Below are 20655 nucleotides of genomic sequence, written 5' to 3' on the forward strand. Positions count from 1 at the left end.
TCCGCTTGTGCCGTTTCGCGCTAGTCTCCGAACAACCTGGATGCAATAACAAAACACGGATCTAGGTCTTCAAGCAAATCGCGAGTTTTTCGCTTTCCGACTCTAGGTTTACTTCGCTTTCACGCAGCCCGCTTCGCCATCTCCCATTATGAAAGACCTCCTTGCCAAGGTCGATGCAGATCGTCGGCGGGGCTCGCGTGCCCCGCACAACCAGTTACGGCCGGATCAGGGCTTATCCGTGGGCGAGACGGAAATCTTTACGCCCGAAGCCAGAAAGGCTCCGCCATAGAGCGTGAGTTTTGCGCGGGCTTCAGGCGGCCTAGGGCTACCCGATGCAGATATGGAACCGTCGGTTGTGAACACAATCTTGATGTCTTCGGTCTCAAAATCGGAGTCAGCTAATGCCGTCAGTGTCCCTGCTAAAGGACCAGCATCCCCCTCTGTCAGCTTGATGGTGAATGTCGCCCGTTCTCCTATTCGAGCAGCACTCACCCAAAGTAGGCCGCGGCCGGTCGGCGATTGAACGGAAAGGTGCACCATGCCCGTGCATTCCTCTTTGGACGCCAACTTCTCCGGTTTTTCGGGGAAAGGCGACTTTCCGTCGCGCTTCCGCAGGGCAGTGAGTTTGAGTTCCAATTTCGTGCCAGACCAGCTGGGCAAATAGTGAGCGTGGTATGAGGAGGTAAAGGCTAGGCGTGGTCGTACAATGATTGCGTTGTCGACAGCCTTGCCGTCGTCATCTTGTGCGAACGACCAGCAGGCGAGTAACGTAGCCTCTTCCAAGGCCTTAACCGAGTTGGTGGCCCTACTCCCCTCATTCAGAGCAAGATAGGCCCGCGCCCATTTCAGGCCCGCCTCCGTCTGCCATCGCCCCCCACTCAGTGCGAAGTATGGGTGCTGCATTGGATGACCTGCCGCCAAAAACAACCGCGCGACCCCCTTTTCACCGAATTCCGAATCCCCGATTGCCGCTTGGAGCACTTCCTCGCTCCTACTCTTGTTAAGGACCAGAATCGACGACACTGCACCCGCGACAAGAAGGAAAGCCGAGACAAGGAGCAGCGCGATGCCGCCGACCTCGACCCCAATCAGAAGGGCGACAAGTTCCAGCATGGACACCGCGGTTTCGCCGCCGGTGATGGTGGCATCAACGTATCGGCGCTGCTCAATCTGGCGATACATCGTGAGCACACCGAACACCGCTGCGATCCCCTGCAGCTGGCCAGCGATACGCTGCGCGGAGCGCAGCCGGGTGATGTTCCCCTTCAAGAGTCTCTCAAACTTTGTGTGCTTCACGCCCATTTTCTTCAGGGCTGCCAAAAGCTGCTCCGGGCTATCGAGAAGGGTCGCGAGAAGTGACAGGCTTTCCGAGATGCCTTTCCCCAGCTCATCCAACTCAGCCATGGTGTCGGGCGTCAAGCCGGCCTTGCCGAAATGTTCAGCCATCGCGAAGCACCTAAGGGGCAAAAGTAGAGAATCCATAGACTTGAGCGCCTTGAACTCCGCTAGGCGCTCATGCTTTTCGACAAGCTCTTTGAAAGTTTTGCTGCGTTTGGTTCTGTAAGTCTTGTAGTCCTCAACGAACTGCTCCAGGGCCGGCATCTTTTGCAGGTTCAGCGCGCCCTGTGGGGTTTTTGGCTTGAGGTAGAACAGATCCTTCTTGAAGTGCGCGAGCCACTCGAAATCCACATTCCCTGTGCGACAAAGGCTGCGGCCGAAAATGTCGCACGTATCCGTGACGAGCTTGCTGATCTTGTCGGTATGCGACTTGAATTTCAGTGCCCCTTCGACTTTCTCGGTCCATGTCAGGGGATGGACCTGAACCAGGGTCTTGATCTCCGCAAAAAGGTGCGCGCTTGTGGAGGCTCCGCCGAGGCCTTCGCGAAAGGTCTTCTCGATGCCATCGAGCCACGCCCCCCACTCGGCGAGATCATTTCTCGCTCTCGGAAATCGGTTCAGGTAGGCCTCGACCTCGAGATTTACCGAAGTGTCGAGGCCAACAAGCGTCTCGTGGGCGCGGATGGCCGCGATGATGGCACGCAGCGGGGCCGTGTCGGCGGGTCGTTGGAGGAGCGCCTCGATCCATGCGAGCACAGTTTCAGGCACTAGCGCGGGAATGGGTTCCGCGGAACCGGCCTTCTGCCCGAGCCAGGCAAGGCTCGGCCGGTGGACGCCGAACCTGCGTGTCTGCAGCAGCCGCCAATGTTCCTCCTCGAACTTTGCTATGAAGCTGTCCGGGGAGCCGGTGGTGAGCATATCTCGAACCCTGTCTGCCTCCACCATGATCCCGGCGACCCGATCGATCATGTCCAACTCATGCGCCCGCAAAAAGACTTCGTCCGCCGGGACCAACTCGCCTTCGGGGATCTCCGCATCTTGCAATTTATGCGGATCCCGCGCTTCATCCGGATCCGTCGCTCCATACGAATCCGGCGCTCTAGCCGGCGCTTGCATCAGTCTACCGATGGACCGTCGCTTCAGATCCTCAGCGCGATCCATGAGCTGTTCGATCCGTTGGCCGTGCAGCAAAGAAGCCAGCACGAGACGACTGGCGCGGACGTTGATGGCGTCGTCAAAACTCTTCAGCACCTCTTCCAGACGCTGGGTCCGGTAGGCAAGAGCAAGCACCCTCGGAAAGCTCAGCTCCAGCTTCAGCTCGATCTCAGCATCGCGGGTGAGTTCGACCGGCTGGGGCACATAGACTGAGCTCCATTCTGCGAGTTTGCGATCGTCATCGGGCTGACAGTTGAGAATGGCGGCAAGCCTCCAGTCTGCTCCCCCGCGACCACCTACCTCGAGAATCTGACCGTAAGTTCCGGCCCAGCGCAGCTCGCTCGGGGCGCCTTTCGGCGCCTCCTCAAACTCCTGCGGTTTCGGTGATCTTGCGAGAAACGGTAGACCGACTTGGACGCAGTGTATATGGGTCTCGTGTCCGACGCTCTCGAAGGTCCCGGCGACAAACTCGGTCGGAGTTCCCCACTCTAGTTCGCCGATCGGGACTTTGACGATCTGGCCACGACCGAGATCGGGAATGTCGGGGACAATGGTATCGTTAGGTAGCGGCTCATATGGAACAGGCACGGGACCGAACGTGTGGATCGCCAAGCTTTCAGTCAGCACTGGACGGCCATTGACCATCTGCGCAAACCGCAGGCCGATCGTTACGCCCCTTGGGAACAGTTCGAGTAGCATCTGAGGGGTCAGTATGTCACTTGGGACGGTGACTTGCAGCCGAACATCGAAGGATTCGCCGCTAGTCTGGGTGCCGCCTTGCGAGACGGCGGCGGAACCGGATGTTCCCGTCGGTTGAGGCTTGAAGCGCCCCCCTCCGAGCGCCGACTCCGTGTGGGTCGTGACCTCTTGCGCCGCATCGATCACCTCCCAGCTCGCAATGAGGGGACCGGAGTGAGGGGCGCCCGATTCCGTATTGTAGGCTGGTGAGCCGGCCGTTGCGAGGAGTGTGCCCTTCGTGCCGATTGCCGTAAGCGTCGTGCCGGAGAATGAGATCGGACCAGCCAGCCCACCGTCGATACGAGCCTCAAGACTGCCGATGGCGCCCTCGCCAGTAAATCCCGGCGCCACGTAGGGCTTGCCGTTTAGTTCCTTGCTTATGGAGTCGAGCAGGTCTGTCGTGGTCACGCCAGCTACGCCGCCGGCGCTGAGCCCGCTTGCCGTACCCTCGATCGGAATTTGGCCCGGTTTGCTGCTCCAGCTGGGACCCCAACTCCAGTTCGAACCGAGTGGCTTAACCTCGACGATGGCGCCCGATACGGCGATCTTGGGCATAGGCTTGCGGCTCACAATCAAAAGCGGAATCTGCGATCGGGACTTGACCCAGGCCTTGGAGGTGAGCCACCAAGACGCCACCGAGGCAAACGACAGGCATCTTCTTGAGGTGAATCACACTAGTCAAGCGGAAGCGACCTGTTATGCTGCACTGAGACCCTGATGTCCTACGCCGTGTGAGGTCTCTCCTGTGACTCGCTATCCCGAACTATCGGCTGTGCCAGTCTTCAAGGACAGAGAAGTTCTGTATGCCAAGCAACTCAATGATGCCTTTGCGGCGTCGCGCGCCTATTCTGAGTTTTTTGGCCTGCGTGCGGGTTCTGCGGGCTTGTTTCAACCTGCAGCCGCCGGATTCAATAAATTAGATCTGCGCCCCACAACTGGGGAGTTGACCGTTCAAAATCTTTGCGGGGTCGACGAACGCGGCCGTTTCTTCTTTCTCGCCGAGGGTGGCTTGAAGCCGAAGAGAGGCACCATGGGGATCGCAGTGCGCTTCGACGGTGAGACGCCGACCCTCTCCGTAGAGATGGACGACGGTTTTCCGGTAGCACGCCGACGGGGGAATACCTGGCAGCTCGAGGCGCGCCTTTCCGCTCTTTCGGCGGTACCCGCCGTCCAGGAAGCGTTCGACGCCGCTGCTTCGGCCGCCAATGATTGGAGGAAGCGTCTGCTCGATCCCACGCGCATTTCCGATCGAACCGAGGGCCAAGCGGCCGCTATCGTGGTGATGTCCATTGATGTCGCCTTCGCGCCGGACGCTTGCGTCATCGGGTGCGCGGCGGCACTAACTCGCCTGGCGACGCTTGCGACAGTAGCCGATCAGGCGCTCGGTGCCGACGCTGGCGCGCTTGCCCCGCTGATGCGAGCGCCCGGTCCATTTGTTGCGGAGGCCGTCGATTGGCTCAAATTGTGGACGGACGCTTTCGAGCTGACAGGGCTCATGGGCAGGCTTCTGTCGCCAAAGCGCGCCTTGCCTACCCGGGTGGATGCCAGCCGGCGCGGGCCGCGTGGGCAGGTAACGACGATAGTTGATTTGAGCGGTACAGAGGCAACCTCGGTTTTAGTCAATTTCGGAGCCCGGCCGGACGCCGCGCATTATGGCGTCGTTATAGGGACCGAGGAACCGCGTCTCCGGGTCCTTCCGGGCGGGAACCGGGTGGCGGGGGCCCCCGGGGAGTGGAAGTATCGTATTGATCTCACCGATCCCAAAGAAAAGAAAAGGGCTCGCGAGCTACAGATCTTCGGTCCGGAGGGTGTGCGGGCGACGGTAATCGACACATAGGGGCGCGTTAGTGGGGGGCGAAATGCTTGCAGATGTACAATCAGATGCTTCCGGCGCTCGTGAGAACTACGCTGCGCGCTTGGCCGCGGTTGGCCAGGAGATCAAGCCGTTTCGCGATTTGCTGAGCTCGCTGGCAAGTATCGATGCCAAGACCGAGTACGGAGCGCGCTCGCAAGTTGAGACCGCGATCAAGACCGAATTTCGGAAATTGGTTGCGCGCTTGCCCAACCTTTCCTCCAACAACCAACTTCAGGCGCAGGGCGACCTGCCGATCGAAACTCACTACCACCTTTGGGCGGAGCTTTTGTCTAGACCGGTGCAAACCGGCATGAATGAGGCACTTGGGCGTGGCTTGGTGCTCGATCTTTGGGACATCTGGGTAGCCGGCGCAGTCGGAGAGGACCTGGCCGAGGACGGAGGCCAGGACCAGGGCGCGCCGGAGATCATCCGTCCCTCGGTCATTCGTGACCTCCTTGGTACGGCTGGTTCGGTTTTCGCCGACCTCCTGGGTGACACCCAAGGATTTCCAATCGCGACGGTGGAAAAGGCTGCACTGGAGATTGCAAAACTCACTTCGGGACAGAGGGTCTACCAAGCAAGTGCATTCGATCTCCGAGCCGTCCTCTATGCACTGCTGAGGCTTGAGCGCCAGGGCTTCCGACCCGAGGCTCAGGGCAAGGGGGCCAAGGCGATCCTCGACGCCGCGGCAAATCTCAAGGCATTCGAGGCAAGCCTTGGTGAACACTTTGCGCCGCCGGACTATTCGGCGGTGCTCGCTGGCATCGAGGTCGGGCAGGACGGCCCAGCGCTTTCATCGGAAGCCTATTCGATACTCCTTTTCCTCTCGGGCCATGCGGCATCGATCAGTGGAGAATACGGCATTTCGACGATGGACGGGCTCGTCGCCAGGCTCGTTCAGGCCGAGGATTCCGGGACGCGAGAGAGCGTCGACAACTTGCTGGCCTACTGGGCCGCGTGTCACCCCATTTTCGGGCACGCACTGACCGATCTGTTTGGTCATGCGTTCTGGAAGCCACAAAAGGAAGAGGGCCCCCAGCCCGACTTCCCTTCCCCGTCCATCTGCGACCTCTGGGTCACGGTGCTGGGTCCACGGCAAGTCGGCAAGACGTCGTTCATGTACGCAACTCGAGCTGCACTCAATGAACCCTCGCCTGATACCGCGGGCCTAGTCGCGACGATCAACCCGTTCGAGATCGAGATGGCGGCGGTCGACACCCTGCGCGACGTCATCATGGACAATCAGAGGAAGTGGACCGCGAACAAGAAAATCGAGCCCACTCACTCCGCGAACAACGTCGTGGGAACCATCGACACGCCGTCCTTTTGCAGGCTCCAGTTCTTCGACGTTGCCGGAGAGTTGCTCTGGGAGCCGAAGGACCAGGCGCCCAAGCCGGAATTGGTTGGACACGTCCAGGATCGTCACCCCCGAGCGATCATCTTTTTTGACGCCAACGACAGCGACGATCTCGGTGCGAAATACGAGAAGATCATTCAGGCCGTTTTTGTCGAGAACGAGGGGGCAGGGCCGCGGCCTCCGGTCTACATAATCGTCAACAAGAGCGACGCTATTCTAGACCTCTACCCAGAGGCACAGCGGGATCTTCTCTACGAAGCACTGAACTGCGACGCCGCTGACCTGCAGGACGTTCGACGTGCGACGGGAACCGGCAGCCTTCCCTTCTTCAGCATGCGGAGTTTCGATTTCGCATCGGGTGGTCAGGCGGGTCCCATTGCCAAGACAACCGACGGCATTGTCGCTAGTCTGCATCAATATCGCGGAATTGCTAGGCGCCCCTTGTTCCGGCACCGCCTGGCGTTGGATTTGCGACGGCTAGAGGGCGTGATCAATGCGTTCCTCACAACGGACCACGAGGACATCTCGCTGGTCTATGCATGCTCGCTCTCAAAGAGCAGGGGAAGCGATCACCTGCATCCTGTCCGGGCACTTTGGATGGATCTGACTCGACGTCTCGTTGCGGGAACGGCGGCTAGCCGCAACAGCGGCCTCAAGGAACTTCTGGACGGCAGGATCGAAAAGAATCTTAAAAAAACGGACGCCACTTTCGACCAGCTTCGGCAGCTGTCGCAGGACAGCAGGAGACTAGACCTCGACACGACCAAAGAACTCAATGGAGAGGACCCCGAGGTCACCCCGCCCGAAAACACGTGGGCCTCCGTCGTGAGCAAGGTCAAACAGATCAACGAGACCCACTACATGGCCGGGATGTGGGACGGGATCAGTCACGCAGTGCGTAACGCTCGGCGTTTCCGCAAGCCACTTAGAACGGCGACCCTGGAACTCGTCGGCGAGGCCGGAATCGATCTGAACGCCCACATGGGCGAAATCGTGAATGCGTTGCCGAAATTCGAGAGAGTGGAGCAAACGGTGGCCGACGAGCACGTGAAGGACGTGATGGATGGCCTAAAGCGACTGGCGGAGGGCCCCCATCCAAAACTGCGCGTCGACAAGTTCCCCGAGATCGAGGCCGAACTCAAACGGATCATGAGGCATGTCCTCGCAAAGCCTATAGGAGTGGCCGCCGCCGCGCCGATCGAGCAGACCCTTCCGGATCAGCAGCCCTTCGTTCGGCGCTATTCAGTGACCACAGGCGTCGAAGCTGGCACCGAGTCACTCGTTTGGGAGAAGCGAGTTCGCCCTTTCGCCGAAGCGGCAATAGGCGCGGCTGCCGAAGGGTCGACGATCAAGGAGTTCCTCGGGTGGCGGTCGGAGGATGGCGCCGACCTTGAAACACCGCCCGACCGTCGGCGTGATCTGGTCAACGCGCTCTACGGCGTAAGCCTCGGAACGGATGTCCGATATCCAGAGCAATGGTTGCGGCAGGGGTCCAAGGACATCTACCAGTTCAAAGTCCTCACTGGCACCCAGCGATCGGCGCGGACTGCCTATCGCAACAAGGTCCTGGAGATTCTCGGCCAGCTTCTCGAGACGCGCGAAACCCTTTCCAAGTTCGATTTCGGCCGTTTCGTCGACGTAAAGATGGTCAGCGCGATCATCACCTATCTTTCTGCGAGCACAGGCGACCTGTCCGCATTGATCGCCGCTTTCGCCAGCCCCGAGAGCGAGGACTCGAAGCAGACAATCCAGCAGTCTCCGCTCAACACCATTCGTGAGCAGCTCAGTAAACTGGCGACGGCAATCTCGGCTTTCGACAGCGTCCACGACCAGACTCTCAAATCGGGAAACCGTCGTTCGGACGGCTGGTTGGATAACCTGTTTGAATTGGGTGGCTCGAATGCCCGACTGGTCAAATCACTCAACGAGTTTCAGACGATACTGTCTGCTACGCCGATGACCAATGAGGTGCTGACGACAGCCCGGGAGCAACTCTCCAATTCTCCTTGGACCCAGGACAGACTTCAAGCCGAGAGAAACAAGCTGCCCGACATAGTGAAGGCCATCGACGACGTCCAAGAAGAGACGCAGAGTTCGCACCTTCTCGTGGAAGCCGCATTTGAGGCGTTCGAGCGCATCGGCAAGAATGATCAGCTCGCCGAGCAACTTGCGCGGTTCCGGTCCGAGTTCGGAGCTGGCTTGGGTGGCGTTGTTCGTACCGAGCAGTTTGCCGCCGACATCGAGGAACTGCGCCGCCGGCGCCGATACTTGACGCTTGCCTACGCGGCCCAATATGTCGTCGAGAGCGCCTGGATCGAGGGCGCAGCCAGCGCCAGATTGCCTGATGCAAATCTTAAGGCCACCAGTACCAGTGCTGGCGATCTGCAAAAGAGCGTCTCGGGAAAGATCTTCGGCGACCCCGCCAAGCAGACGGTGAGTGACAAAGAGGTCGATCTTATTACTGCGGACCTGCGTTTGCTGTGCAACATGATGAGCGAAGGCGGCCGCCAGCCCCCGTCGGCCAATGACTAATGAGTTGGTTCGTCTACAAGCATAGTGCCGACAAGGGCTACCGTGTGGTGGGTGCCGCCGACGCGGCACGGCGTGGCGCAGAGAAGCTGTTCGCGGAGTGGCTGCCGTACAATGCTGTACCGGAGTCAGCGGCGATCGTCGGGCACCAGCGTTTTGCCGACGATCTGTGGTACATCATAGCCAAGCCCGCGGGCACAAGGTCGATCCACTGCCTACTCATTGACCTGGCGAGCTACCGAGGCCTTGAGTTTTCTCCATTTTCGGCGGCTCTTGGCGCCCCATGCGGGCCGAAGCTACCTTATGAGGCGGTGCCCGCTCCCGCGCTGCGTTGGGCGGGTGCCCTTGACGAGCGCCTCGCTGCGGCGGACGACTCGTATCTCGACCTTGCCCAGCGGCTATTTCTCGGGCTCAGCGAGTCCGACCGCATGCGGGACTACGTCTCGGCTTTACCGGTGCGCGGCGTCGCGACACTATCCGTGTTCTCGCGGTTCGAGCTCAGGGACGGTGCGGTGCTGGACCGTGCTCGGGTTGCCGCCCTCGTCCGTCCGATGCAGCGCCAGCACGAAGCGATCGGCTCGCTTTCTGCCGACTTGGCGACCTTTCGGCGCGACGTTGAAGTAAGGTTCGATGCGTTGGCCGAGAGGGCCGTGCCTCCACCTTCGCCAACTGAGAATCCGGCACTCGCTGAGCGGGCTGAAGACCTCGAAAGTCGGGTGGCGATCCTTGAGACGAGCCGCCCGGCTCAAGCAACGCCTCAGTCTCGGACGGTTCTGCAGACATCCTCGAGCGTGGGGCTTGCCGAGTGGCTGCTCGGGGGAGCATTTGCGATCATGCTTCTGCTGGCAGCGGGTCAATACTTTCTCATCAGCGGGCCGCTCGCGAAAAGGCTCGATGCGTTGACCAAAGGGGCTCCGGACATCACACTCGCATCGCTTACAGCAGACGCGTCCGACGTGGCGGGCCAGCTCCAATCCCTAAACAATAGCTTGGCTACGATGGGCAACGTCCGCGTGGACCTTGATGCGCTTGGCGCACGTGTTAGCGGCCTAACTCTCGGCGCGCCGCAGGGCGTTTCTATTCGGGCCTTGCTCGATCAGTTGACGGGCATCGAGACGCGTCTGGGCAAACTCGAATCGCTGCAGACGAATGTTTCGACACTCACCACCCGGATCGATTGCCTCGAGGAACGGCTGGACGCCATTGGATCGCGCGACTTCGTTTTCTCTCCTGAGTGTGAGCCCAAATCGGCGCCAACGCCACAGGGTGACCGATGAGCAAGCGGTTCCTATTCCTCGGCTGGATCGAGTCTCTGGAGAGGGAATTCGAGACGTGGGTCGCCGTCATCTATCGCTACTTCAGCACAGACGAGCTCAATCGGGCTACACCAAGGGGTGCTTGCAGTCTTACTCTATGCAAGCCTGCCATTCACAGCGCCGAATGGTCCGTCGACCTCCGCGGCAAGACTGTCGCCAGCGTCGCGCGTCTGTTCAGCGATGGCGCCGGTCGCAACACGATCATCGTCGAGGGAGTGCCCGGTCTTGCCAGCTTCTGCCTGAGAAGCCCGGACGGCATCGAAGCCTACTTCAAGGCCTCGACGCAAATCGCGTCGTTGGCGGATGGTTCGGTCTATGGCCTGAGCGGCTATCAGCAGATACCTCGGCCCGATGTCGTAGAGATGGACAAGTTCCCCGACATGCACCTGGTCGCCAATGTTCCGGCGGAGGGGGGTACACGGTACACGGCGCACCTCAACCCACTGATCGTCGAACTGGCGGACGACGCAAGTTGGCCGCTCATCAAGAATCCGGGTAGGGGCCGGGATTCCGCTGTCCTGCGGGCTCTCCGAGACTCCGCCGATACGTGGCTCCTGGTGCCCCTGCTCGATGCTGCCGAAGCATGCCGTGCGTCGACGCTCTCCATCCTTAATCAGCGGCTGGGTGCGGCGCCCCGCTCAGCGTACGGCCTGTTGACCTGTGGCCAGGCCGCCGATGGCGGCACAGTGCCGGCAGCTTTCGATTTCGCGGCGCTCGATTCAATGCGCGGGACCTTTGTGTTTCCGGCCGATAGCCGGAAATGGAAATGGATCCCGCCTGATGATTTCGACAAAGACAACGTTGCAGGTATCCACGCCGCAAGAACGCTTGACCGACTGGGGATCGAAATCCTTACGGATGCGGTGGCGCAATGGGATTTGGTGATCCCGACCCAGCCACCGCTTGCCGGCGGAGGGCTAGTGATCTCCGTCAATGAGGGCCAGACCACATTTGCCGCATTGGTGGACTGCCGGGACCAATCGCAGGAGCGCCATCGCGATCTAGACTTCGCGACAGAGACCTTGGCCCGCCTCCGCGCCTGTTTCGGGAAATCGAGCCACAGGTTTCTCAACGATGAGGCCAACCAGCAGTTCGACGTCGACTTCGCGCTGGCAAGCTTCGTCCAGGAATTTGTTCAGCCGAGATCCCCGGTTCGGGCATCACTGCCGGACCTCGCCAAGTTCGGACCCGCGAACGTCGATGAGGCGACACTTGCCGCACATAGAAAGTTTGAGCTGCCATACGTCCTCGACCTTGTGAGGACCTTCGAGGACGATCGGCAGTTGCTCGACATGCTGTCCCGCGCTCACAGAGCCCAGCCCCCACAACCAATACCCTATGGTTCCGGCTGGTGGTACAACTACCTCAGGCAGCTCTTCCTCAGTGACGCTGCTTCACCGCCGCAGCTAGTTCCCGGCAAGACGAACTTCCTGCTTGGCCGCGCGAAGCTCAGTGACGAGGCGCTTGGCGAGTCGGATGGCCGGTGGAAGCCGAGAGCGCCATTGGTCCCGGCGTGATGTTGGCGGAGAGATGGGCTTAAGTCATGCAGAGGGAAGCTCTCGAAAAGACTATCATCGATCTCGGCGTCCATGCCACGAAGTCCGGGCAGGTTCTTGGACCGCAGCAACTCTTCATCCATTGCATCGATCAGCGTCGAACGCGCCAGCCTGCCCCTGCTCTCGATGCGGCGCGCGACGCGATCACCACTCATCTTCTTCGCTTCGTCGACAAGAAAGATCCGCAGAATCAGGAAACGGTGGCGACGTTCGAACCTGAGACCGCCGTCGCCAGCTGTCTCGCTTTCCTCGCCGACAAACCGCTGCTCAGCGATCACGACTGTCTGCTTTGGTGGCTGCTTGACGACGATTTCGACGATAGGTTCGGCTGGTTCAAAGCCTGTCGTCGACTTTGCCTCGCGAACCGCCTCACACCTTCGATTTTTGTTGGCGCGGACGGCGTGCCGGTTGTCTCGGCCGAGCTAGGGTTCGGCCATTTCATTGAGCAGGGCGGTGCTCCAGCCGAAGCGCTGGTAGGCCGCGAGTTGGATATCGAGCGCCACCTTAGTTTGCTGCGGATGGCCTTGCTGCGTGACCGACACTACCTGATCACCGGGGAGCATGGTGTTGGCAAGACGGTATTCCTGATGGCTTTGCTGCAGCGAGCTCTGAGCCGTTTTTCTGCCGAGGCCGATGGGCGCCTTAGTCAGCGACGGTTTCTCCTCATTCGCGCGGTTGATCTGATGTCGGACGGAGCTCGTATAGAGCGTCGCATGCAGACGCTCTTTGATCTGCTCAGGCGCGATCCATCGATCGTGGTTGCGTTCGATGATGTCAATACTTGCCTTGAGCCGGCGCTGCCTGGTTCGACGGCCTTCCGGGACGCAATCGGCTACTATTTGATGCAGCCGCAACGGAGCTTTGTCCTTGTGAGCAGTGTCGTCGCGGCGCGGAAGCATGATATGCTTCGAAACCTCCAGACACACCCCTTGCCGGCGCTCGACGTGGATTCGACGGCGTTGCTCACCACGAGGCACCTCGAGGCGCTACGTCGCGAGATGTCGACGCCCTTGGCCTTCGATCCGAGCGCCGAGGCGCTTGCCGCCGAGATCGTCGCGACTGCGCGCGAGCACTATTCGGGACGGTACTTTCCTGAGGTCGCACTGCATCTCGCCGCAGGCACCGTTGAGCGAGCGGAGGGCCGCGTGACCTATTTCAGGCGGGCCCCAGTCGATCGCATTACTCTCGACGACCTCAGGATGCTGGTCAGTGAGGAACTCGGGATCGCACCGGAAATTCTCGGCAAAGATCCAGAGGCGTTCTACGCTGAGCTCGGAAACAAGCTCGCCGCGAAGGTCATCGGCCAGGATCATGCGGTGCAACTGGTGACGAAGGTTCTGGCGGTGGAGCGGCGTGTCGGGTCGGCCAGTGTTCCGCGCGGACGCTTCCTATTCCTCGGCCCGCCCGGTGTCGGCAAGACGTACCTCGCGCGTTCGCTGGCGCAGGGCCTCGGATATGACCAGGACTCGTTCTTTGCGCTGAACATGGGCGAGTATTCCACCGATGGCTCGCGAACCCGCTTCATCGGCGCCGACCCAGGCTACATCGGCTACAACACATCGCATACCATCTACGAAGTGGTCCGCAGCCGCCCCAGCAGCGTGATCCTTCTCGACGAAATCGACCGAGCCCACCCAACGATACAGGACATATTGCTGTCGGTTCTGGAGGGACGTGGCAACAATGCCAGCGGCGAGGAGGTTCAGTTCTCGCAGACGATCTTCATCCTGACCACCAATCTTGGGCAGGAGCAAGTGGAAGCTGCCTATCGCGACATGCGCGGCCAAGAATCCAGCCGGCCCGAGATTGCCAGCAAACTGGATGACGAGCAGTTGCGCAACCTAATCCTAGCTGGTGCGGTCGATCAATTCGAACTTGATATGATGCGGCAGATCGATCTCGAGATTGACGCGATCCGCGGCACTCCCGGTGGTGGCGAGGTACTACTGGAGCGCTATCTCACTCTAAAGGATCGACGGCGGGCGCTCGAGCTCGTTCGCCGGCATGCCGGTCTTGATCGGGCCTTCCTTGACCGCATCGATTTCGTCGTTCCGTTCTTTCCGATCGACGATCCCGCCGATTTGGCCCGTGTCGTCCGCTTGAAGCTCGAGGCGATGGGATGGTCAGATTGTCCTGCACCGGTGCAGCACGCGATTGTGACGGAGGTCGCCGCTGGCGGGTCCATCCGGATGATCGATCGGTTGATCAAGAAATGGCGGCTAGACGCGTAGTTACCGCCACAATAGTTTGACGTGCTTGCCGACATCACGACGAAATGGAGGGTGCGATGGTTCTTAAGAAACAACAGATTAATCGGCTCAAGGACTACAACCGAACCATCATGGTGATCGGCAAATTTAACAGCCTGGCGAAGGAGGATGAGGAAAAGCGCTCCATCTTCGACACCGCGAGCCCAACCTATCCCGACCTTAAGCCAGTCGCGGTGCCCAGCGTCGACGAGGTCTTTAAGCATGTGAATCCACAAATCCTCCGCCTCGAGGGGATGGCGCTGCGGATCGGCGACACCGACTACGAGAGCTACAGATTGGTGGCGCCTTACGCCGACACCGGGGGTGCCAAGACCATCCCTACGCCGTTGCTTCCGGACGATGCGTTGTTCGACGCCATCTCGGAAAGCAAACCCCGTTCAAATGACGTGCTGCGCGCGCAGGAGATCGGCGGCAAGCTCTTCAAGCGTCTGATTGCAAACCTCGATGTACTGGCGCGCTTCATGGGTGGCCGGTTTACCAAGGCAATGTTGACGATGGCAGACGGGTACGCCTCTGCAAAAGCGGTGCAAATCTTTCTCAAAGTGCGGGAGAACGTGGACTTTAGTCCGGGCAGGATTTCCGAGGCGCATTTCCAGAATCCAATCGTCGCCGCCGCAGTGCTGAAGTATCTGCTGGCGGCGCCCGCAGATGCGCTAAGGGCCCTCAAGCAGCTTACTGCGGCCTACTCCGAGTTTGCCTTCTTCAACGACGCCGGCCTTCAGAGGGATGCCGTGAACTCGATCGTGGGAGCCATGCAGCATCTCCGCGAGGTAGTCCTGGAGCGCAAGGCACCTGACGCTGTCTGGGAGGAGATGAAGACGCGCGATCCGTTTACGAGCGACTGGCTTGACAACAACGCCCTCGATCCCCGTTTCAATCTGGGCGTCGACGATATCGTCGGGAACGGCCGCTTCATCGAAATCTACCTGGCCTTCCGCCAGCGATCGGACGCAGTCCATGCTTTCGCGCGGTCGTTGCCGCACCAGTCATTCTTCTTCGCTTGGCTGATGAGCAAGTATGAGAGCTACAACAGCGCCGATGCTACGCTGCAGAAAGTCGGCCTCAAGGTCTTCAACAAAACAATGAAGGGGAAGGCAGGCGTGCGCTTCGGCGTCGGGCCAGCGGATTTTCAAAGGAACGTCGAAATCATCGGCAAGGCGGGGAACGAGGGCCTCACCGACTACCTGAACGCGTTCCAGGACAAGTCGCTCAAGGGGGCGCTAAAAGGCATCCTCGAGAGTTTCAGCGATGTCCTCATCGCGCCGATCTCCAACAAGACAGCGTTCACTCGCGACAAGCTCAACGAGAACATCGATGCGCTGTTCATTTCGCTTGCGTTCCGGATCGGCGGCCCGGCATCTGAAGCTCTCGCTTCCGCTCAGGAGTATGCCAACCGAATAGCCGAAGTTTATCATGAGGTATTGCGGGCCGCCGGCGAGGGCGAAACTGAAAAGGCTAAATTCGAGAATGTGATTGCCGCGATGGCCGCCAGGCCAAGTGATCACGTGGATGTCGCCAAGCTTCGCGCCGACGTGCTTGCAGGCCTCAAAAAGGCCAAGCTCGGCGATGCCGAGCGCGCGGTACGCAAGGCACTCGATGTCACCGTCAAGAGCTACGCGACGGCCGCGCAATCCTTCCTTCGCGGCCGGCTGAAAGCGGTCGAGGAGCAGCTGGGCATGCAGGCGCACACCATGCGTGGCCTGCTCGCGCTGCGCCGGATGATGGACGTGACGCCATCCCAGACCAAGACGGCGTTGGTCATCCGCATGGTGACCGATCACGAACTCAAGCAGCTGGTCGACGACATCGGCCTCTCCCACTTGGGCGAGGAGGCTGCTGCGGCCCAGAAGAAAGCCGTCAATGAGGCGTACGCGGAAATGGCGAGCGGACGACCGATTACGGCGCCATTACCCGCTGATGTTGCCTCCAAGATCCAGGCCTGGAGCAGCAATTCAACCGATCCCGTTCCGAACGTGCTGACCGGCAAGGTCAAGGTGAAGAACAAGGAGGTGAGCGAGTTCACGATCGACCGGGAGAAGAAGATTTTCCAGATGTCGGTCGCAGACCCGGGCATTCTGGCGACACCCGTTGAAGAGATGCAGGGCGAAATCTCGCGATTGCCCGGCACCGACACACTACCTCTCAATCCCAGCGATATCGACGCTGACAAACTGCTGAGCAGTGCGATGCAGGACGCGGTGAGGCGGGAGGCATCGAAGCCGAACAAAGAAGACCTCGAAAAGTACGGAGAGTTGTCTGCCTTCATGGATCAGGTCGCCGACGCCTATGCCAACAAGGGGACGATGAGCGGTGAGTTGCACGAGCGGCTGAGAAACGAAGTCCGCTCGTTCGTGCTCGGCGAGTACCTGGCGGCTGCGCCGGAGGACCAGTCTCCGCTCGGCAAGGCTGATCTCAGTCAGGGCAGCGCGTTTGCGATGGATGCCGTGCGTGAGATCGGCACCACGAGCCTGCCGGGGACGCTGATTGCCAACAATCCTGACGACGGATCGGCGGCCGGCCTCAACCGCATCCCCTTCGATCAATACTATCCAGTGCCCAACGACGCAAAGGCAGGTCCACAACAGATCGCAAATGTAATTAGGTTCCATTTGAACCTTGCGCAGGGCGTCATCGCCATCGCAGACTATCTTCGTGACGTGCTTGATCTCCGCAGGCTGGTCGCGGCGCTGCCGAACGGGGCCCGCCTGTCGGTAATCAACATGACGCTTGCCGAGTTCAACGTCGCTCTCGCCAACGACAGCCTTCAGCACTTCGAGGAAGAGTCTCCGGGCTTCATCTATCTGCCAACCGCAGCACAAGCCAACCAGGCGGAAGTTCAAAAGCTTTCCCAGCGCTATAGCGGAAGCGCAGTCGATGGGACCCGCAGACCGGAGACCGGAGCACTCATCCCGATCATCATCAGCGCGACAAAGCTTGCCGGCGACGGATTGCAGCTGCCGGCCTTGTGGCCAGGCGATCCGGAGACCTCGTCGCCCGGCAATCCGGAGATGTTCGAGGCACGCCACACTGCCGGCACGGAAGCAAGCGAATGGAAGAACGCTCCATCCCTGATCTGGACTACGTACAAAGGCCGAGGCTCGGTGTCGCCCATGATGGCGTTGCTCATCGGTGCGACGGCGGACGACGAGCGCGTGCTCGGAGACATCGCCAAGGGAAAAAGCGGCGACGAGTTCGTCAGCTGGGTAGCGAAAACCTACGATGTGGAGTTCGACAAGGGCGAGCCGCTCGTCGCATTTCTGCGACGCATTTGGCTGAACCAGCGAAAGCCGAACGACAAGCCGGGCACCGGTGGCACGGATGGCCCCGCATCTCGGCTGCTCGACACGCTGGTCGCCGTGCGTCTGATCAATCTCGCAATCCTCGAGCGAACCGCGCGGGGCGGCGGAAACCGCAAGGACTTCGGCCTTTTCCTGGACGTACTCGGCGACATGACAGATGGAACCTCGCCCGCACTGGCCGCGGCCTTCAGCCTGCCATTGTTCAAATCGCTGACGCTAAAGAACCTGTTGGTGATGAGCGCTAATACGACGGACATGGCGCTCACCGAGGCAATGGCTACCCTGCAGCTGGCGAACAAGCAGGGGACTTGGCTTTGCGCCGACATTTCTGAGTTTGGCCGACGCATCAATCTGGGCGCCGCGCGATTGGATTGGCTTAACAGCTTCAACGCGCTGTGAGCCTGATATCAATTCTGGTGGGAGGCAACGATGTACAGCTTGGTCAGTGAGAATCAGGACACTATTTCAGAACGAGTGTCGAGTTTTTGGGTGCATCTGCACTTCACGATCCAGAACCGAAACGCCCCGGTAAGGCTGGATGCCGCGCACGTTGCGGTCTATCTGACCTACGACTTTTCCGAACCGGAGCTAAAAAAAAGGCACGGACACGTGCCGTTTCCCGGTAATGCCGCACCTATGGTTCGGCTCGATATCATTGGGGACCAGCCCACCACCACTCTCGGTATCACCCGCGCGAGCCTCGTGAGGAAGATCACTATCCGCCGCAGCAACGAAGTTGGCGAGTTGCTCTTCTTCAAGATCGCAGACCCGGGTGGGGCAGTGTCCTGGCTGGAAACGGAAAACTGGGGTCCTGACATCGACGATCCACAAGAAAACGAAGATAACAGTCAGTTCCTTCCCCTGCGTATCACCTTAGGCGACGCCGAAAACGGCGGCATCGCAAACCGCTTTGTTCACGAGTTGGCCATGGACACGAGCAATGCCGGGCTGAAGCGCCTCGCCGTCGTCGTCGATATGCTGGGCAAGCCGCTGCTGGCGCAGGTGACTGCGGCGGCGCTGGCTGGCGCGACGTTCCCGAATTTCTCAATCATCCCCGTCAACGCCAATCTTACCGAGGTGATCGGTGCGAAGATCCGCACGAGCACTGGCTACGCTATGGGGGCAGTTGGTGCGTTCGCCCACATCGATGCCGATATCCTGCTGAGCGACTGGAACACGAATAATCCAGACGTATTGCTGGACAAGCTTTCGCGAGTGCTGTTTGCGCCCGGAAATGTCGCGGGGCCAGGGCCAGATGACCCCGCGGGGCCAGATCGCCTCGTTCGCAAGCTGCATAATGTCGGTGACACGTCGCGCAGCGATAGCCAATATCTCAGGCACATCGAGAACGTGCGCGAGGTCCTGTACATCGAAGCGGCGGGAAACGGCCGGATCGCCAACGAGATCCAACTGGGCTAACGGGCGAACGGAGTAGTGGCGATGCCGCGACCCGCACTCACGATCGGAGGAACAACCTACACTGTAGTCGGCCTCACCGCTTGGCTTGGCTTGGGTGATGGCCCTGTTCTGGCGGCGGCGATCAAACTGCCACGCAAGTTTGATCGCCCGGCGGCACTTCGCACTCTCCTGGCCGCAGAGTTCAAATGGAACGGCTTTAGCCGACCCTTCGAGCTGCTGGGTTTCACCAGGAGTGCTGATGGGGCAGTCTTTGCGATAGGACGATGCCTGACCGGTCCAATGCGGGACTGGTTGGGCCGGCTGTCCGAGATCTCGCGGGACCCATCGACCACGAAGCTTGTCTACCAGCGCGGCGAGCAACAGTCGGCGGCCAAGTTTTTCGAGGCGGTCTTCGATAACCGGCTCAACACCGACGTGGGCGATTTTGTGCTGCTCGACCGCGCGCCGGAGGCCCTAGGCTGTATCGTACGCAGCGCGGCGATCGACAATCGCGCACATCTCGACCGCGTATGCCAGGAGGTCCGTGGCGATACCTCGGCATTGCTCGGCTGGTGGGCCACCGCAGAGGAGCAAAAGGCTCTGCGCTTCGTGTTTGCCGGGGCTGCACCGGCTCTACCGCTCGATGGAGGATGGCCGGGCCGCGGTTGGTCGGAAAGTATCGGCGGTTACGATCCCGACATCATGTCGGTTCGCCCAATCGTCCTGCAGCGGGACTTCGGCGTGACCGCGCCGGCGGATTTTCTTGAGGACCTGCTGACCCTGGGAAATCAGAGTCTCTCCGGGCAGCTTCGCGGCGTTAGTGAGCCTGAGCAGGTCCCGCTGGCGCCCGGCGTCTTCAAATTTGGCGAGCGCGAGTGGATTTGCCCACGAATATGTTTCGACTTCAGTTTGGCTGACATGCCGGCGAACTTCCAGCGGGTTTCTGGAGGGCCGCAAGGTGACCATGTCACCGCAACGGTGACTCTGACAGAGCGGCGCCAACCACCTGCACCGCAATCGGCCGTCTGCCTTTTCGAAGGCGAAGTCAGCGGTTGGTCAGAAAATCATCAGTGGCTCGCATTGGAGCCCGCCGAAGGCGCCGACTGGAAAATGGTCAGACTTGATGGTGACGGCGATCCACCACCGTTTTGGTGCGCCGCTCATTCCATCAGCGGCTTCTCGCAGGAGCGGGGGCATGCCGGGCTCTATGTGCGCCACCTCGCCGGCGATCAACTCATCGCCGTTGTCGCGGACAGAAAGGCGCCGCGCAGCCTCGGAGGTCGTCAGGTCCGCATCGAGCAGATGGAGGCGGCCAAAATCGACCTCGGGCTGGGTGCGAACTCCGTTGCCATCATGACAGGAGGCTCCGGCGTCTCGCCCGAGCAAAGCCCCCGCATACATCTCGCTGGGCCCGACGCGATCATCTCAGGTGAAACCTTGAAGATCTTCGATCGAACATTGTCAGTCACCAGCGGCTCGATCGACGCACAAGCGACCACAACAATCAAAGGTACGCTGGACGTCAGCAAATAGTTTGTCGCTTGATTGGATCAGAGGCATTTGGCTCCATTGTTCCTCTCAGGGTCGAGCGTTCGCGCATGAGGCGCTCGCACCTGTGAGACGCCATCGTTAATCTCTCAAATCCTCGCAGCGCTTTGTGGCATGGGATGCTCCGTGGCTCGGTCTTGGTCGACCACAGGGAAGTACTCCTTCCGTTCATTACACAGAGACTCCTGCGTTACCGCCCGCAAGGCAACATCGACATTTGCCGGGCCAAAGGTTAGGTTGGAACTCATGTCGCGTGGCTTTATTCTAGACCGGCAGATCGTCTAGGATGCAAGAAG

9 protein-coding genes are annotated in these 20655 nt (G+C 60.1%); 8 read left to right on the forward strand and 1 reads right to left on the reverse strand.

Annotation, left to right across the window (positions count from 1 at the left end; all coding sequences use genetic code 11):
* Nucleotides 1–225: 225 nt before the first annotated feature.
* Nucleotides 226–3786 (reverse strand): hypothetical protein, encoded by a 3561-nt coding sequence (locus ACYHH6_RS20540; RefSeq protein WP_352591064.1) that lies wholly within the window; start codon nt 3784–3786, stop codon nt 226–228.
* Between the two features lie 190 nt (nt 3787–3976).
* On the opposite strand from ACYHH6_RS20540, the gene ACYHH6_RS20545 reads away from it, so the two are divergent.
* From ACYHH6_RS20545 to ACYHH6_RS20580, 8 genes are read left to right on the forward strand one after another with little or no spacing between them, the layout of a single operon-like run.
* The gene (locus tag ACYHH6_RS20545; RefSeq protein ID WP_352591061.1) at nt 3977–5068 is read left to right on the forward strand and encodes a hypothetical protein; all 1092 of its coding nucleotides are present in this window, start codon (nt 3977–3979) and stop codon (nt 5066–5068) included.
* Nucleotides 5069–5090: 22 nt separating this feature from the next.
* Nucleotides 5091–8975 carry a hypothetical protein gene (locus tag ACYHH6_RS20550; RefSeq protein WP_352591059.1) on the forward strand — a complete coding sequence of 1295 codons (3885 nt, stop codon included), beginning with the start codon at nt 5091–5093 and terminating at the stop codon, nt 8973–8975.
* A complete protein-coding gene (locus ACYHH6_RS20555) occupies nt 8975–10249 on the forward strand; it encodes a hypothetical protein (protein ID WP_352591056.1) in 1275 nt (424 codons plus the stop codon). The genes ACYHH6_RS20550 and ACYHH6_RS20555 overlap by 1 nt, the downstream gene beginning before the upstream one ends.
* Nucleotides 10246–11805, forward strand: a complete 1560-nt coding sequence (locus tag ACYHH6_RS20560) for a hypothetical protein (RefSeq protein ID WP_352591053.1) — start codon at nt 10246–10248, stop codon at nt 11803–11805. The genes ACYHH6_RS20555 and ACYHH6_RS20560 overlap by 4 nt, the downstream gene beginning before the upstream one ends.
* Nucleotides 11806–11831: 26 nt before the next feature.
* A complete protein-coding gene (locus ACYHH6_RS20565) occupies nt 11832–14075 on the forward strand; it encodes an AAA family ATPase (RefSeq protein ID WP_352591050.1) in 2244 nt (747 codons plus the stop codon).
* Between the two features lie 56 nt (nt 14076–14131).
* Nucleotides 14132–17812: a hypothetical protein gene (locus ACYHH6_RS20570; RefSeq protein ID WP_352591047.1), complete on the forward strand. Its 3681-nt coding sequence runs from the start codon at nt 14132–14134 to the stop codon at nt 17810–17812.
* A 30-nt stretch (nt 17813–17842) separates the two neighbouring features.
* Nucleotides 17843–18832 (forward strand): hypothetical protein, encoded by a 990-nt coding sequence (locus tag ACYHH6_RS20575; protein ID WP_352591044.1) that lies wholly within the window; start codon nt 17843–17845, stop codon nt 18830–18832.
* A gap of 21 nt (nt 18833–18853) precedes the next feature.
* Nucleotides 18854–20344 (forward strand): hypothetical protein, encoded by a 1491-nt coding sequence (locus ACYHH6_RS20580; protein ID WP_488500466.1) that lies wholly within the window; start codon nt 18854–18856, stop codon nt 20342–20344.
* Nucleotides 20345–20655: the final 311 nt, after the last annotated feature.

This window comes from Mesorhizobium sp. P171375 (genome assembly GCF_057786075.1).